Origin of the sequence: Streptomyces venezuelae, assembly GCF_008642375.1 — a bacterium.
Taxonomy (GTDB): Bacteria; Actinomycetota; Actinomycetes; order Streptomycetales; family Streptomycetaceae; genus Streptomyces; species Streptomyces venezuelae_G.
This window is the reverse complement of sequence record NZ_CP029194.1, coordinates 8,283,855-8,297,157: the sequence shown is the minus strand read 5'-3', so window position 1 is coordinate 8,297,157 and position 13,303 is coordinate 8,283,855. Positions and strand designations below refer to the sequence as shown.

Below are 13,303 nucleotides of genomic sequence, written 5' to 3'. Positions count from 1 at the left end.
GGCTCTGTGACGGTGCACAGAGCAGCCGCCAGGAGCCGTCAGGAGCCGAGCGGGCAGGTGCCCCGGTACTCGTCGATCGTCAGACTCGGTCGCGGCAGCGGGCACAGGAACTGGTCGTAGCGGGTGTCGTCGTCGATGAAGCGCTTCAGCCAGGAGAGGCTGTACTTCGCGATCGTCGTGTTCGACGAGTTCGGGGTGAAGTGCGTGGCGCCGTTGAGCTCCAGATACGCCTTGTCGAGAGAGCCGGGCAGGCTCTCGTAGAACAGCTCGGAGTGGGTGGCGACGGGGGCGATCGTGTCGCCGTCCGCGCCGATGACGAGCGTGGGCGTGGTGATCTCGGGCCAGGTCTTGTCCGTGTTCCACGCGGTCAGGGGGACCGCGGCCTTGAGCGACGGCCGGCTCTTGGCCGCTTCGAGGGAGCCGCCGCCGCCCATCGAGTGCCCCATCACACCGAGCCGGCTCGCGTCGACCCGGCCTCGCACCGCACTGCGCTGGGTCAGGTAGTCGAGCGCCGCCAGGAGTTGCCGCCCCCGGCTGTCGGGCTGGTCGACCGTGGTCAGGGTGTCGATGGTGAACACCACGAAGCCCTGCGAGGCCAGCCGGGGCCCGAGCCACGCGATCGAGGACTGGTAGGCCGTGAAGCCCGGCGAGATCACCACCGCGCCGAAGGTGCCGTCGCTCGTGGACGTCGGGTAGTAGATCGTTCCGCCGCCGAAGCCGCTGACGGCGAGCGAGGAGACGGTCGTCTCGCCGACGGTGTACGAGCCGCGCAGCGCCTCGATGCTCGTCCGGGTGGGCGCCGGACCGCGCTCGTACGGATTGCCCGCGGCTGCCGCCGTGCTCGCGGGAGCGGAGCCGGCGGCCTGGGCGCCGGGGGCGAGCAGCAGGGTCAGACAGGCGGCGGCCATGGCCGCGCCGAAGTGTCGTGTCACGACGGAGTCGTCCTCTCGTGTCGTGGGGTGACCGCCGCCCGAGCGTCCGGGCGTCGGCCACGCCGTGATCTGGCCCGGCCACTGTCCGGTCGACACGCCCGGCGGGCATCGGCAGAATCACCGGCCTTCTCGGGACGGCGCCCGTGAACCACGGCCGTGGCAGATCCGAGGTGCCCCTCGGAGACCGCCGCCCTGTCAGATGCGGAGCGTCCCGGGGAACGCGCCGTGGCCGACGCCCGATGCGGTGACGGCCAGCCAGCCGTGGCCACGCGTTCCGGTCTCCGGGCCGACTTCCCCGGGGTCGACGGAGAGGTACGCGCAGGCTGACCGGGCGCCCGTGGTACCCGCGTTGGAGGCGACCTCGTCGTACTCGGGGTCAACGTCCGGATCGTCGGCCGCGAGCGTCTCCCACGGCAGCGGGTCGCCCTCCCATTCGGGATCGCTCTCGGCGACGTACTGGCGGATCACCCGGCCGTTCTCGGCCACGATCCACATGTCGGCGCCTCCGGCGTCGTCCAGGAAGAAGAACTGGGCCTGGCCGCAATGCACGCTGACCCGCTCGACCGTCTCGATCATCCCGTCCCAGAACTCGCCGACGAGCTGCTCGAAGGAACCGAAGACGAGGCGCCAGCCGTCCAGCTCCGGGGTGACGAAGGCCCGCCCCACGAAGCGGTCGGCGCCGTCCGGCCCCGGCACGCGGACTTCCCGGCCCTCCGACGCCTGGACGCCCGCGGAGACGGTGACGGGCCGCCGGTCGTGCAGGCCCAGGGCCTCGAAGATCCCCTCGTACGACGCCCCGGGCACGGCCATCCACCAGCCGCTGAGCGTCGACTCCGGAAGCCTCGGGATCTCGTGCGGGATCTTCACCCGTATCAGCCGCTCGATCACCGCGCGGTCGCGGTCGTCGAGCGCGTCGGCCCCGCCGCCCGCGACGAGCGCCGCCATCGCACCCCGCCTGGTCCTCGGGGACGCGGACGGGTCACGCCGCAGCTCGCGCAGGCGCGGCCGGAAGGAGTCGTGGAACCGCCGGGCGTAGTCGGACGCCTTGAAGGGGACGAGGCCACCGCGGGCGAAGGTGTCCACCAGCGCCCGGAGTCCGGCCTCGGAATCCACCCGCAGCCTGAGGAGGCCCGCGAAGCCGTGGCCCGACCTCCCGTGGTCCGGATCGGCCGCCAGGGCCGCGTACCGGTCGGCGGACTGCTCGTCGAGGGATTCGATCTTCATGGGCAGCACAGTAGACCCGGCCACCGACTGCGACCCTGCGGAGCGTCGGCCGTGCGCAGCAGGACGAGGCGCTGTCAGTGCCGGGTGCCACCATCACGTCCATGAGCAGTGACACCTTCGACTGGTACGACTTCCTGCGCCGTTGGCAGGAGGAGTGGGTTCCACGCCCGGACGAGGACGGCGAGCCGCCCGTCGCCCCCCTGAACCGGCCGGGCGCGGACGAGGCGGTGATCGCGGCGGCCGAGGAGCGGCTCGGGAAGCGTCTGCCTCCCTCGTACCGCGAGTTCCTGGCCGTGAGCGACGGGTGGTACGTGGAGCAGACGGCGGGGATCCACCGGCTCGGCGGCACAGCGGACATCGACTGGTTCCGCGATCCGTTCGGCATGACCCCGATGTACGAGGAGGGTCTGGGCGACGACCCGCGCGAGGAGGAGGTCCTGCTCGCAGGGATGTGGCAGCGGGCGCTGCGGCTGGAGACCGATTCCGACATGTCGCACGCCCTGCTCGACCCCGGCGACACCGACCGGGACGGCGAGTGGGCGCTGTACGTCTACAAGGGCTGGAGTGGCGAATTCCCGGACCGTTACCCGTCGTTCCGCGCATACATGGAGGCCATGTACCGCGGCTTCCACGGCGACCGGGCGGGGAGCCCCGAGTTCGTGAACGCGACCACTCGCGCCCAGGACGCCCGGGTGGACGAGGCCCACGCGCTCGCCCTGAGCGGACGGTACGAGGAGGCCCTGCCCCTGCTCCAGGAGGCGCTGTCCTTCGGCCGGCCACGGAGCGGCGTCCTGCTGAGCCAGCTGCGGCACCTGCTGGCCCCGCACGACCACCAGGGGTACGGCCTCCTGGGGGCTGACCCTCTCTACCTGCCGGAGATCCTCCCGGTGGAGGCCATGGCGGAGGCATCCCACCGCGCACGCCGGCCGGGCCACGACGACCACTGGGTCGGGATGATGACCGCGCGCGGGGCGGCCCGTCAGACCGTCGAGGCCGTCCTGGGCGCGGTGCGGGAGGGCACCCATCGCTACGCGCCTCGCGGGACATGGGGCCGGGCCGTCGCCGAGGCCCGGGAGTCCGCCCTCTGGGGTGCGACCGACGCCGCGTGGCGGGCACTGCGGGACGCGCTGCCGCGATGGGAGGCTCCGGGCCCCTCACTGATCGCTCCGCTCGGGCTGCTCGCCGACCCGGTCCTGGGTCCGCTGATCACCCCGGAGCGTGGGCGGGAGCTCCTCGCGACACCGCGGGCCGGGGCGACGGGACCCGCTCCCGAGCCGGTGCCCGACCTCGACCCGCCGGGCCTCGCCTGGCTGGCGGAGCCATCCGCGTACCGGCAGTCGTTCGACGCGTACCGCTGCGTCTGGGTGGAGGGGACCGCCCCCGAACGGCTGCCCGCCCTGATCGGCGAGGAGGGCGCCGGGCTGAGCGCGCCCACGGATCCGTACGCCGTCACCCGGCGGGCACTCAGGCCCCACGAACGGGAGGGTGTCGAACTCTGGGAGGACCGGGCCGTGGTCGCCGTCGGCCGCACCGGCGCGTCGTGGTCCTTCGCGTTCGACGGCTACTCCCACCACTACCTGGGCGACCTCTTCCTGTCCCCCGCCGTGGCCGCCTCCGCGTCCGGCCGCGCGGTGGTGGTGTGGAGGGACCCGAGGCGTTCGTCCGTGGCGGACCGTCCCGCCGCGTTCCACCTGTCGGTGGCCGAGCACGGCGAGGAGCTCTACGCCTTCACCGTGCGAGGTACGGAGATCCGTCGCTCCGGCGTCATACCCGAGGCTCTCGACCCGGCGCGGCTGTTCCCCCCGGAGGGCAGCGGGGCGGACGACGAGGAGGGCAGCGAGGCGGACGCCGAGCGGCGCCTGCTCCACGCCCTGCACACCGAACTCGGGCTCTCCCTCCCCCGCTTCGCCCTGACCCGGGGCAGACTCCGCACCTTCACCACCCGCTCCTGGACCCGCGCGCCGGGCCCGGGCGAGGGCTTCGCCCACCTCAGGTTCGAACGCCACCGGCCCTGAGTCCGAGCGGACACTCGCCGCCTGTGACCCACGTCACGGATTCCGTCTTCCTCTTTCCGTTATCCCCACGCCGGGCCGAGGCTCTCCCCTGCGCAAGGAACTCCACAAGAGGCAAGTGAAGGACGGACAGCGTGCAGCGGACGATGGATCTTGAGCAGCTGACGGACACCGAACTGGTACGGGCGGCGCAGTACGGCGACCCCTGGGCGCGCGAGCAGCTCGTCGACGTCCACCAGCCGCTCGTCCGGGCCCTGGCGGCTCGCGCCCTCGACGGCCGGCCCGGCGCCGACGCGGCCGTGGGCGCCATCGTGCGGGACACCCTCGGCCGCGCCGAGTTCGCGCTGGGCACCCTGCCCTCCCCGGAGGCCTTCCGCCCCTGGCTCGTCGCGATGGCCGTGGACAGCACCCTGGCGCACGCGGCAGCCGCCGCACACGGCCTCCCGACCGGGCCCGCAGCCCCGGGCACCGATTTCGCAGAGGCCCTCTGCTGGCTGGACGTCGAGGACACGCTGATGGTGGCTCTGTGGTCGCTGGAGGAGGAGGGGTGGCTGAGCCGGTACGAGACAGCCGCCGCGCTGAACTGGACCCCGCACGACACCGCGATACGGATGGAAGCCGTACGCATACGCCTGGACGCTGCCCGGTCCGTGGCCACTGCCCTGGCTCACACCCCGCGCTGCCCCGACCTCGACCAGCAGGCAGCCGGCTGGGGCGGCGAGCCGAGCGCTCCTTGGCGCGACCACCTGGCCCGCCACACCGCCCACTGCGCCCACTGCGCCGGGGGGACGGGATTCGGCTCGCCCCTGCCTGTCGGCGCCCCGGGAACCGGCGCGTCCGTGCCCGTCGGCGCGGTCGCAGCGGCTGCTGTCCCCGGCGCCGCCGACCCGACCGAGAGCTTCTTCCTCCTCCCCGATCACACCGATCACACGGCTTCCTTCGCCCTCGCGGAACCCGACCCCACCGCCGCGACGGCCGATCTGCGCAGCAGCCGCGCGTCCCGTCGTCGGCGCCGCCAGGCCGACGAACGCACCCGCCGCCGCGCCGCCGTCGCCGCCGGGATCGCCGTCGCCGCGGTGACCGGTGGGATCTTCTCGCTGCACTCCGCACGCCAAGGGGACGAGGAGCTGTGGCAGGCGAACCAGGCAACCGCCTCCGGCCTCGACCTTCCCCTGTCGAACGAACCGGACGCACTGACCGCCTCTCCGTCGACGGTCACCACCTCCCCTTCCACGGCGTCCGCCTCCGCGTCCCCGTCGCCCTCCAAGGCCTCCGCCTCGGCCGGCGCCTCTGCCTCCGCCGCCAAGACGCCCGCCCCGGAGCGGACCGTTTCCACGCCCACCAAGAGCCCTCGCCCCACCACCACGAAGCCTGCGACGAAGCGCCCCACTCCTCCTACCGCCGGTCCCGACGCCACACCCTCCGCGCCGGCGACGACGACTGCCCCCACGGGCGGCACGGACTCCGGTTCCGGGGGCGGTCCGCAGCAGGACACGGGCCAGAGCTCGGCGGCGGAGCAGGTGATCGCACTGGTCAACGCCGAGCGGGCCAAGGCCGGCTGCGGGGCCCTGAGCGCCAACGCCACCCTGACGAAGGCGGCCCAGGGCCACTCCGACGACATGGCCGCGCGGGACTACTTCGACCACACCAACCCCGACGGCGACGGCCCCGGCGAGCGCGTCACGGCCGCCGGCTACCCGTGGTCGACGTACGGCGAGAACATCGCGATGGGCCAGAGCACCCCCGAGCAGGTCATGGAGGGGTGGATGAACAGCCCCGGCCACCGCGCGAACATCCTCAACTGCGACTTCAAGGAGATCGGCGTCGGCATCCACACCAGCGGCGGCCCCTACTGGACCCAGGTGTTCGGCGCCCGCTGAGTCCTGGACCCCGGACCCCTGCCCGCGGCTCCGGCACCCGCGGGCAGGGGTCGGCCCGACAGCCGATGTTCGGCGGGCCGCACCTGTCGCTGCCGAGCTTCCAGCGTGCGGCAGGGCGACCGCATCTACCCGGTGCGAGCCCACCGCGCCCGTCTCCACGCACCGGGGGTGCTGGAGGGCACCCAGGGCGTCTACCGCCTCGCGGCACACTCCGCGGACCTGGCCGAGACCAGGTTCACCAACGGCGTTCCGGCACAGGGACATTGAGCCCTCCATCCTGACGCCGACAGTTCTCGTCATTCCTGACCCAGAATTCACGTGCGTCTCAGCCGCCCCCCTCGGTCCCCTTCTGTTACATCTTCACGGAATGACCTCAGTGTGATGATCAGTCCGTCCGCATGCCTTTTCATCGGCCTCACCTCCGCTTTAAGATTGCCCTGCGTGCCGGGCAACTCGCGGTGTGTGATGCAGGGTGCTGCTCTCCGGTCACCCGTATCGCAATTCGTCATCGGATCCGTGACTCATGGAATTGGGTGACCCATGCCTCCTCGGCTTGTCGGCCATCAAGGCTCCCTGTCTGGACAGCGGTTCCCGATCGGCGCCACACCTCTCACCTTGGGTCGCAACGGCGACAACAGCATCGTGATAGTCGGCGGGAACGTCTCCCGCTTTCACGCCGAAGTGCGCCGCGAGGGGCACGGATTCGTGTTGTACGACAGCGGCAGCAGCAATGGCACGCGGGTGAACGGGGCTCGCGTGACCTCGCACGAGCTGCAGCCCGGGGACCTCATCGAGATAGGCACCGAGACGTTCCGCTTCGAAGCGGCCGACGCGATGGAGACCATCCTCGACCTCTCCGTACTGCGCCCGCTCAGCCCCTCCTCCCAGGCGACCCTGGCGGCAGGGCCGGTGCTGAACGTCACCGTTTCGGGCGGTGGTCCCGTCGGCCTGGGTTTCGCTCTGCTCCTGGAACACCTCATGGGGCATCGAGTCGCCATCACCGTGTACGACAGCCGCTGGACCCAGGACGGGGCGAAGGTCGTCTGGAAGGACGAAAGCCAGGGCAACGTACGCCGGCAGCAGGTCGTCACGGTGCAGAGCCGCCAGTATCTGAACCTCCCGGAGGAGGTGCAGGAGCGTCTGTTCCGCGGCGACGCGTTCACCGAGATGTGGCCGGTCGGCCCCGACTCGGTCCGCGGCTACAGCCCCAGGAACCTCCGGATCGCCTACATCGAGGACACACTCCTCGAACTGGCCAACGAAAAGCCGGAACGCATCCGTCTCGTCCCCGCCGCGTTCGACCCGGCCGAGCACCAGAAGACCGAGACCAAGGATCACGTGCTCGCCATTTGCGAGGGCGGCCGCTCCCGAACACGCGAGTACTTCGCCGACAAGTTCGGTAACGCCGACAAGTCCATCTACTCGCTCCACGGCCAGCACATTCAGGATGTCGTCCTGGGTCTGCGCGTCAAATCGACACTGACCGACCCCATGACGGTTCTCCTGACCGTGGCCCAGAACCGCTTTCTTCTCAACGCCCTTCGCGGCGAGGGATTCCTGAACATGCGGCTCACCGACGCCGAGGCCGCGGAAGTGGTCGGCATCGATCCTGTCCGGCACGTATTCGAGGATTGCATCGCCTCACGCCCGTGCGTCATGGGGCGCGACGGCCACGGTGATTTCCAGTGCTCGACGCACAGCACGCTCTTCCTGCCCGCCATGGTCAGGGGTTCGGCCCTGTGGAAGCGGGTGCTGGAGGGGCTGACGCTGTTCGGGGTCGCCGAGAGGGACCTGAGCGCCGTCACCGCCTTCCGGCTCGACATGGTGCAGCGCCCCAGGTTCACCACCCGTCTCCACTCCGCCACGTCGTCCTCGCCGGGGACGTACGGCTTCCTGCTCGGCGACGCCGCCAACGCGATCCACTTCTGGCCGGGGCGGGGGCTCAACAGCGGCCTGGGCTCCGCGATCTCGCTGGCCCGGTCCCTCAACGGAGCCTGGAGGGGCAGGCCGTTCCGCGACGCCGACTTCGCGCGCCATGAAGCAGCTATGTCCATGCTCCAGTACCGGCACAAGAGCCGCGCGTGGAACACGATGATCACCACCGACGAGCACGGCGTCAGCCGCCCGATCAAGGAGAAGATCGCCCAGAGCATCGAGGAGAGCGAGGGGAAGGACCTCGACAGGAACGCGGACATCGACGCCCTGATGGAACGACTGCGCTCGATCCGCGACCGACTGACGTCCCGCCTCCCCGGCATGCCCGACGATCCGACTCTCCGGAACCACCTGGAGTCGCTCGACTCCTCGACCCTGCGCACGTTGTGGGAGAGCGGCGCGTGGGACACCCTCACCGTCGGGGGCGAGGAGGTGGACATCGACATCTTCTACCAGCAGGGCTCACCCCCCACGACGGACCCGACGAGGACGCGCGCCGTGTCGTGATCACCACCTGAGCGGCGGCGTTCACCGCGCTCGCTCGACCCGGCGTGCGGCCGGGAGCACGTGGGCGGCGCAGACGGTCAGTCGGAGTGCCCCTCGGGAAGGGGCGTTCCGGCGTATCGGGCTTCTGCGACGTCGATGGCCGTATCTGCTTGCTCCGACGTTCCGACGGTGAAGACCTCGATGTTGTCACCGTCCACCACGCGAGCGCGAAGGTGGACGGTGGTGTCGTCCACACCGATGGCTCCGGTGACGTTGCCGGGGCCACCCGGTGCGGAGGTGAGGTCGATGGTGATCCGGTTGCCCCCAGCGGTTCCCCCGGAGCACTCACGCAGGTCTTCGAGTAGCCGGGTGTCGTCCCCGTCTTCCACCACGACCTCCATGAGCTGATCGCCTCCGTCAGAGATGTATCCGATGCGCTGATCGGCCTCAGTGGCCACGCGCGCGTATGCGGGGCACCCCGGAAGTTCGGGGACGGCGTCGGGGCTGAACTGCCCCTGCGGATCGACGGGGCTCCCAAAAATCTGCTCGGCGTCCTCGTCGGAGATCAGGCCGTGCGGCGGCGCCGGCGACTCGGTTGCCGAAGCACTTCCGGAAACGCTTCCCACGCCTCCCCAGGCCACTGCGGACAGGAGCGCCCCGCACACCGCCGCCGACGCCACCGCTCGACGCCCCCGGGCCCTGGCCCGGCCGGAGAGGATGTGGCGCTGAACGTTCACGACTTCAGGATGAGCCGCTGCCGGACGGTCCGCATTCCGTAGATCTCCGGGGTAGACGGATCTCCTTGCCGAGCCGGCGAGGAGCGATGTGGATTCCTGTTCGTTTGGCACAGTCATGCCGGATCGAGACCCTACCGGCCCCCGCCAACGCATGCAATCCAGCATTGAAACTTTTCCGAAGACGAATCAATCTGCGATTGAAACTCTCCAGTTGGTCACGCAGCTATGCGCAGCGGCGAGGCGCCTGGAAGCGCCACCTCCGCCATGGCCAGTGGGGCCGAGTGTCACCCCCTCATCCCGATGCGACCTGCCATTTCGCGTGACCTCCTTGACCTCACCTCGCCGGCTGCGACGCCTCCGGACCGTCGCCGTCCGGGTCGACATCCCCACACCCCGCGGGTGTGGCCGGCGTCAGCGATGTGCGCGCGAAGTATTGACAGCCGCTTCGCCAAAAGCCTCAATATTCAACACAGTTCAACAGGTGGTTCGGGTGCTCGACCGCCGCGAGGCTCCGCTCCTGACCCCGTCGCTCCACACGCTCAGCCCACCCTCACCGGATGGCGGCTGCCTCGGCGGCCGTCATCCCCCTCTCCGGAGGGACCCCCCACCCGAAAGGATCGACCGCTCATGCGTCGTTCTGTCTGTGCCTTGACCGCTGCGCTCGCAGTGGTCGGCACCGCGCTCGCCCTACCCGGTCCCGCGCCGGCGATGGCCGCCACCGCCGCCGGTGCGGCGGCGGGCCCGTACGTGATCGAAGCCGAGAACATGTCGCTGACCAATTTCGCGACGGACACGGTGAACCACACCTGGAACGGGACGACGGTCGACAACGTCACCTACGTCCGTGGGGCTTCGGGCCGGACGAGCACGGCCAGGAGCACGTTCTCCGGCACGGCCGGGACGTACGACCTCATCACGCGGTACAACGGCATGACCGAGAACGGTGTGACGTACCAGCTCACCGTGAACTCCACCACCGTGGATTCCTGGGGCACTTCACGCCGCTACGGACGCGACCACACCGACCCGGTCAACATCGACACCCGTACGTCGAGCAAGGTGCAGCTCAAGCCCGGCGACATCATCGAGCTGACGGCCACCTCGGCGGGCGAGGTCCCGCGGATCGACCGGATCACGGTCCAGGAGCACGTGGGGGCGCCGACCAGCACCCTGACCATCAAGTCCCCGAACGCGGCCCTGAACGACGGCTTCAACTGGGGGAAGAACCGTGCGCTGGCCATGACGTTCTACCCGGGCAACCCGATGATGGGCCACGAACCGGAGTGGTGGCGGCTCAAGAACGCGTCCCACCCGACGGTGGAGCCGGGTTACTGGGGCGCGTACACCAACCGGGAGTCGTACTACAACCGCGACATCTCCCACCAGTCGGACGGCGCGCACGCCGTCGGCCTGGACGCGGAGACCTTCCACATGATGAAGACCTTCGCCGCCGACGCCGACGACCCGGGCCAGAACGGCTGGCCGCTGTGGGCGCACAGCTCGTACGGCGCGATGTACTACATCGACGGCACCGGATTCCGTGAACTTCCCTCCCCCTTCAACCTGATGACGAAGGCTTACAAGCAGTACCAGTGGACCGGCGACCGCGCGTGGCTCGACGACCCTGACCTCTCGAAGTTCTACGACTCGACGATGGGGACGTTCCTCACCGGCCACGAGGTCAGGTGGAACGACGCCGACCCGGCGGCGGAGCAGCCTGTTTCGCGCAAGCAGCCGGGCGAGTACACCGCCACCTTCTTCGAGTTCCCGAACGAGAACCTGGTCTCGGCCGCCGACTCCCTCGGCTACCAGTACCAGTCGATGCTGGCGTACTCGGCGATCCTCAGGGCGAGGGGCGACATCGCCGGCAGCACCACGTGGGCGGAGCGCGCCAAGCGGGTCCGCGCCCACTTCGAGAGCAACTGGTGGGACTCGGCGAACAACCGGTACGTCCGGGGCAAGGACGCCGCCGGCACGGGCTACAGCAGCTGGGGCCACGAGGCCAGCTTCCTGATGATGCTGACCGGGCTCGGCGACCACGGCCCCCGGACCGACGGCTACCTGGACTTCATCGCCGCGAACGACGACAACCTGAACGTCGAGGCGACCTCCTACCTGCCCGAGATGTTCTACCAGTACAACCGCCCTGCGGAGGGCTGGGCCTGGCTCAAGAAGCTGATGGCCGACAAGAACACCTACCCCGAGATCTCCTTCCTCGCGGTGAGCAGCACGATCGACGGCATGATGGGCGTGCAGCCCGACGCCCCGAACGACAAGGTCGCCACCGTCTCGCGGCTGACGTCCGAGACGCCGTGGGTGGAGATCGACCACCTGAAGGTCGGTGAAAACGACCTGAAGCTCCAGCACACCGGTACGACGGCGTCGAAGCTCACCAACAACGCGGGCGGCACGGTGAATTGGGAGGCCCAGTTCTACGGCACCCACGCCACGATCACCGTGAACGGCACGCCCCACGCGGCGCAGACCAAGTCGCTCTACGGGAAGACCGTCTCGTACGTGACGGTTCCGGTGACCGCCGGCGCGGCCGTGACCGCGACCGCCGGGACCCCGGCGGGCGACACCATCGCTCCCACCGCGCCGGCCGGCCTCGCGGCGAGCGGCGCGACCTCGGACAGCGTGGAACTGGCCTGGACGGCGTCCGACGACAACGTCGGTGTGACCGGCTACAACATCTACCGCGGCACCACTCTCGTCGGTACGACGACGGGTGCGGCCACCCGCTTCACCGCCATGGGCCTTTCGCCTTGGACGTCGTACACCTTCACGGTGAAGGCGGTCGACGCCGCCGGGAACGTCTCCGGAGCGAGCAACGCCGTCACCGCCTCCACCAGCGGCGACGGCCAGCGGGTCGACCTCAGCTCGCTGACCTGGAGCAGCGCCCGTAGCGACTTCGGCAGCATCAACAAGGACAAGAGCGTCGACGGCAACACCCTCAAGCTCAACGGCACGACGTACACGAAAGGCATCGGCACCCACGCCAACAGCACCATCACCTACCAACTCGACCGCGGCTACACCCGCTTCCGGTCCGACCTCGGCATCGACGACGAAGTCAGCAGCAACGCCACCGTGAAGTTCGAGGTCTGGGGCGACAACACCAAGCTCTACGAATCCCCCACCCCGATGACCCCCACCACCGCAACCGCCTCCATCAACCTCGACGTCACCGGAGTCACCACCCTCACCCTCAAAGCCACCGACACCGGCGACGGCATCAACAGCGACCACGCCGACTGGGCCGGAGCCACGCTCCTGAACTAGCACGTGCTCATCGAGGGGCCCGACGGTCCCGACGGACGCCACGCCCGGCCGATCGCTTCGGCACGGGCGTGGTTGTCCGCGATCAGAGCAGGCTGAGCCGCATGACGACCCGGGGATGGCCGGCCAGCACCGAGGTGGTGTCGGCCGCGTGAGTGAAGCCCGCGCGTTCGAAGTTCTTGCGGAGCCCGGCGTACGCCATCGTCATGTCCACCCGGGTGTCCCCGTTGTCCAAGGGATAGGCCTCGATGGCCGGGGCGCCGTGGGAGCGGGCGAACTCGACGGCGCCGGCGATCAGGGCGTGCGAGACGCCCTGTTTGCGATGGCCGGGGCGTACGCGGATGCACCACAGGGACCACACCGGAAGGTCGTCGACGTGCGGGATGGTGCGGCTGCGGGCGAAGGACGTGTCCGAGCGCGGTGCCACGGCAGCCCAGCCGACCGGCTCGTCACCGTCGTAGGCGATCACCCCGGGAGGGGGCTGCATACGGCACAGCTCGCCGACGTACTCGCCACGGGCCGGCCCGCGGAGTTCGTTGTTGAGTTTGGACGGGATCCGGTAGCTCAGACACCAGCAGACATTGGCCTCGGGAGACTTCGGACCGACCACGGCCCGGACGTCCTCGAACACCGATGCCGGGCGAACTTCGAAGGTCATACCGCCACGATGTCACGACGCGCCCGACGATGACGGAGATCCGCACCGACAGGCCGACGGGCCGACGGGCCGGGCCCGCGTGCCGGCGGCCTTCCGGTCGGCCGGGGCGACGGACGGCCGCGAGGTACGGAACCGCCGACCGGGCCTGAGCGTCGAAGGG

9 protein-coding genes are annotated in these 13,303 nt (G+C 70.2%); 5 read left to right on the top strand and 4 right to left on the bottom strand.

Annotated elements, in window-relative coordinates:
- Positions 1–38: 38 nt before the first annotated feature.
- Both DEJ46_RS37705 and DEJ46_RS37700 read right to left on the bottom strand, forming a co-directional pair.
- On the bottom strand, positions 39–908 hold the full coding sequence (locus tag DEJ46_RS37705; protein WP_411757851.1) for an alpha/beta hydrolase family protein: 870 nt from the start codon (positions 906–908) through the stop codon (positions 39–41).
- Between the two features lie 219 nt (positions 909–1,127).
- Complete coding sequence (locus tag DEJ46_RS37700; RefSeq protein ID WP_150273616.1) at positions 1,128–2,156, bottom strand: hypothetical protein; 1,029 nt, start codon at positions 2,154–2,156, stop codon at positions 1,128–1,130.
- 101 nt (positions 2,157–2,257) lie between these two features.
- On the opposite strand from DEJ46_RS37700, the gene DEJ46_RS37695 reads away from it, so the two are divergent.
- From DEJ46_RS37695 to DEJ46_RS37685, 4 genes are all read left to right on the top strand, one after another.
- Complete coding sequence (locus DEJ46_RS37695) at positions 2,258–4,171, top strand: SMI1/KNR4 family protein (RefSeq protein WP_150273614.1); 1,914 nt, start codon at positions 2,258–2,260, stop codon at positions 4,169–4,171.
- A gap of 131 nt (positions 4,172–4,302) precedes the next feature.
- Positions 4,303–6,048 (top strand): CAP domain-containing protein, encoded by a 1,746-nt coding sequence (locus tag DEJ46_RS37690; RefSeq protein WP_223835385.1) that lies wholly within the window; start codon positions 4,303–4,305, stop codon positions 6,046–6,048.
- Between the two features lie 105 nt (positions 6,049–6,153).
- Positions 6,154–6,315, top strand: coding sequence for a hypothetical protein (locus tag DEJ46_RS40350; RefSeq protein ID WP_223835384.1), 162 nt, complete (start codon positions 6,154–6,156; stop codon positions 6,313–6,315).
- 273 nt (positions 6,316–6,588) lie between these two features.
- Positions 6,589–8,490, top strand: a complete 1,902-nt coding sequence (locus DEJ46_RS37685) for an FHA domain-containing protein (protein WP_150273612.1) — start codon at positions 6,589–6,591, stop codon at positions 8,488–8,490.
- A 77-nt stretch (positions 8,491–8,567) separates the two neighbouring features.
- Here the strand turns inward: DEJ46_RS37685 and DEJ46_RS37680 are convergent, their stop codons facing one another.
- Positions 8,568–9,323, bottom strand: a complete 756-nt coding sequence (locus DEJ46_RS37680) for a hypothetical protein (protein ID WP_150273610.1) — start codon at positions 9,321–9,323, stop codon at positions 8,568–8,570.
- Between the two features lie 531 nt (positions 9,324–9,854).
- Here DEJ46_RS37680 and DEJ46_RS37675 point away from each other — a divergent pair.
- Complete coding sequence (locus tag DEJ46_RS37675) at positions 9,855–12,488, top strand: NPCBM/NEW2 domain-containing protein (RefSeq protein ID WP_150273608.1); 2,634 nt, start codon at positions 9,855–9,857, stop codon at positions 12,486–12,488.
- Positions 12,489–12,570: 82 nt separating this feature from the next.
- On the opposite strand, the gene DEJ46_RS37670 is transcribed toward DEJ46_RS37675, so the two are convergent.
- Positions 12,571–13,143, bottom strand: a complete 573-nt coding sequence (locus DEJ46_RS37670) for a GNAT family N-acetyltransferase (RefSeq protein WP_150273607.1) — start codon at positions 13,141–13,143, stop codon at positions 12,571–12,573.
- Between the last annotated feature and the right edge of the window lie 160 nt (positions 13,144–13,303).

Coding starts and splice junctions, on each gene's coding strand:
- DEJ46_RS37670 (WP_150273607.1), bottom strand. CDS start 13,143: ATGACCTTCGAAGTTCGCCCGGCATCGGTGTTCGAGGACGTCCGGGCC.
- DEJ46_RS37680 (WP_150273610.1), bottom strand. CDS start 9,323: ATGACTGTGCCAAACGAACAGGAATCCACATCGCTCCTCGCCGGCTCG.
- DEJ46_RS37700 (WP_150273616.1), bottom strand. CDS start 2,156: ATGAAGATCGAATCCCTCGACGAGCAGTCCGCCGACCGGTACGCGGCC.
- DEJ46_RS37695 (WP_150273614.1), top strand. CDS start 2,258: ATGAGCAGTGACACCTTCGACTGGTACGACTTCCTGCGCCGTTGGCAG.
- DEJ46_RS37685 (WP_150273612.1), top strand. CDS start 6,589: ATGCCTCCTCGGCTTGTCGGCCATCAAGGCTCCCTGTCTGGACAGCGG.
- DEJ46_RS37705 (WP_411757851.1), bottom strand. CDS start 908: ATGGCCGCCGCCTGTCTGACCCTGCTGCTCGCCCCCGGCGCCCAGGCC.